A 2,859-nucleotide genomic window follows, 5' to 3' on the forward strand; every position below is an offset into this window, starting at 1 on the left:
GATCCGGCCGGTCATGTGTCGGCCCAGGCCGCGCACGGTCTGCCCGGCGGCGGGCGCGTCGGCCGCCAGGCGGCGGTTGTAGAAGACCAGGATGCGCCCGGAGCGGGCCAAAATCTCGTCCAGGTCTTCCGAGGAGAAGACCACGGCGGTCCCTTGGGCGGCCAGGGCGTGCAGATGCTCCCATACCTGGGCGCAGGAGGCCACGTCCAGCCCCCGGGTGGGGCTTTCGGCCACGAGCAGCCGGGTGTCGTCGGGAATCAGCGACAAAAGAAGCCGCTGCTGGTTGCCGCCGGACAGGGAGGCGGCCGGGGCCCCGGGCTGGTTCGGGACATGGAAACGGTCCACGAAGCGGCGCTTGAAAAGATCGCGGATGTCGCCCCGTTCGTTGGGGAAGCCCAGCCGGGCGTGATCGGCCAGGGACAGGCCCGGAAAAAGGCCCTCCTCCATGCGCGAGGCGGGCAAAAAATGCACCCCGGCCTGGGAAAAGGCGGCCATGCTCCGGCCGCGCATGTCCGCGCCGCCCAGCCCGTACCGCCCGCTGCGTATCCGGGCCAGCCCGGCCAGGCCACGCAAAAAAAGCTCCTGGCCGCCCCCGGCCACCCCGGCCACGCCCACCACCTCGCCCGGGCGCAGGGAGAGGCTGACCGGGGGCAGGGCGGATTTCTCGTCGGAAAAGGCCACGTCCGCAAGCTCGGCCAGGGCAGGGGCCTCACGCGGCGGCGCGGCCTCCCGGACCTTAATCGCCGCCACGGCGGCCTCGCCGGTGATCTCCGGCTCCGTTGCGGCCTTGGCCGCCTCGGGGCCGAACATGGTCTCCAGCAACAGCCCCGGGTCGTAGGGCGGCGTAAAGCTGCCCGCCAGACGCCCCCGGCGCATGACCAGGACTTCGTGGCACAGCTCTTCGGCCTCGGGCAGCTTGTGGGTCACCAGGATCACGATGCGGCCCTGGTTGGCCGCGAAATCGCGCAGGATGCGAAAAAGGATGTCTTTTTGCTCGGGGGAGATGCCCGTGGTGGGCTCGTCCAGAATCAGCAGCCGGACGTCGGCGTCGATGAGCCGGGTCAGCTCCAACTGCTGCCGCTCGGCCACGGTGAAGCGTTCCACGGGATCGTCCGGGCGAAGCGAAAATCCCAGGTTCTCCGAAAGTTCCATCAGCCGGTCCCGGGCCTGCCGCCGGGTCCGGGGGCGTCCGCCCAGGGTGAAATTCTCCCAGGCGGGAAGCGGCGGAAAATCCAGGGGATCCTGGCTGAGCATGCCGATGCCCAGGGCCATGGCCCCGGCCGGGGTCAGCCCGACGTGCCGGACGCCGTCCACCTCGAGGAATCCGCCGTCGCACATGACGTGACCGGCAAGAACGCGCATGAGCGTGCTCTTGCCGGCCCCGTTTTCACCCAACAGTCCATGAATGCGGCCCGGTTTCAGGGCCACGGTGACGCCGTCGTTGGCCAGGATGCGGCCGTAGCGTTTCGTGATGCGCGACAAGAAAACGTCCACGGCGGCGTCCCCGGTTCACAATTCGTGCGGGCCTATTTGGCCACGCTTTGTCCGTCCATGCCTTCCAGAAGCTGCGGCAGATACCATATCTGCTTGTCCGTGGCCTTTACCCCGGCCTTCAGGAACACCGAGCCGTCCTGGTAGTTCAGCGGTCCCGCAAAAAGTTCCGCCTTGCCCGCGCCCAGGTCGGCCACGAACTTCTTCAGTTCCGCCCTGGCCGCCGCAGACAGGGCCGCGCCCTCGGCATAGCCCACAATCGAGGTGTCCGGGTTGTTGATGTCCGCGAAATCCGGGGCCAGCCACTCGAAGGCAGGCGTGAACTTCCCGTCCTTGCCCTGCTTGATCAGCTTGAGAAACTCCGGGCCCCAGTTGAAATACGGCACGCCCAGGCACACGGCGTCGTAGCCCTGGCAGGCCAGCTTGTAGTCGTAGGACACGGCGTGGACGTCGGCTCCGGCCCCGTTTTTCTGCTTGGCCACAATGAGCGCCTCGGGGGTATCGATGCCCGAGACCACCACGTCGTAGCCGCCGTCGAAAAAGGCCGCCGCCACCTGGTTGGGGTCGGAGGTGACGCCGGGGATGTTGAACCAGAACCCGATCCAGCTCACCTTGAACTGCAAGTCCTTGGCGGGCTTGCCCAGCACCTTCTCCCAGGCGTAACGCGCGCCCAGGTACACCGAGGCGGCCAGACGGCGGGTCTCGTCGTTGATCAGCGGCCCCAGGTAGGCGATCTTGCCGGTCTTGGTGGTCATGGCCGCCGCAAACCCGGCCATCATCTTGCCGTATTCCATGCGGCCGAACACGTTGCCCAGATTTTTCGGGGCCTTGCCCGTGAGCACGTCGTCGCCCGAGACATGCACGAAACTGATCTCGGGATGGGCCGCCGCCGCCTCGCGGATGCCGTCCTTCATGTCGTCGGAACCGGCCAGGATCATCTTGGCGCCCTTGGCCGCCAGGTCGTCCACCAACTGGGGAATGGTCACCCCGGGACGATCCGCCGGATTGACCTTGTCCAGATAGATCATCTTCGAGCCGGGCAGCTTCTCTTCCACATACCTGCCGCCCTCGTACTGGGCCTGGCTGTAGCCCTTGTCGTTGTACGGCCCGACCAAAAGCAGGCCGAACGTGAACGGTTCGTCCGCAGCCCGAACCGGCCCGGGAACAAGCGAGAGGACCGCAAACAGGGCGGCCAGACACCAGATGGCGCGTTTCATGGACGTCTCCTTGGGTGACGGTTTGGCGACGGGACGATCGCGTCCCAAAAAAGATGATTCCTGCCAAAAAAACCGGGGTTCGGCAAGCTGCCCGCGCCCGGCAGTCCGGGTCCTTGGAATAGACCACGCCCGCGTTGTCGGCGTCGACCAT

At 66.9% G+C, this 2,859-nt stretch carries 2 protein-coding genes; both read right to left on the reverse strand.

What is annotated here, in order from left to right:
• On the reverse strand, window positions 1-1,494 hold a 1,494-nt coding region (locus tag V3572_RS12270), incomplete at its 3' end, for an ATP-binding cassette domain-containing protein (protein ID WP_332111295.1).
• Window positions 1,495-1,526: 32 nt separating this feature from the next.
• On the reverse strand, window positions 1,527-2,708 hold the full coding sequence (locus V3572_RS12275) for a BMP family lipoprotein (protein ID WP_332111296.1): 1,182 nt from the start codon (window positions 2,706-2,708) through the stop codon (window positions 1,527-1,529).
• Window positions 2,709-2,859 lie beyond the last annotated feature (151 nt).

Origin of the sequence: Desulfolutivibrio sp., assembly GCF_036584575.1 — a bacterium.
Lineage (GTDB): Bacteria > Desulfobacterota > Desulfovibrionia > Desulfovibrionales > Desulfovibrionaceae > Desulfolutivibrio.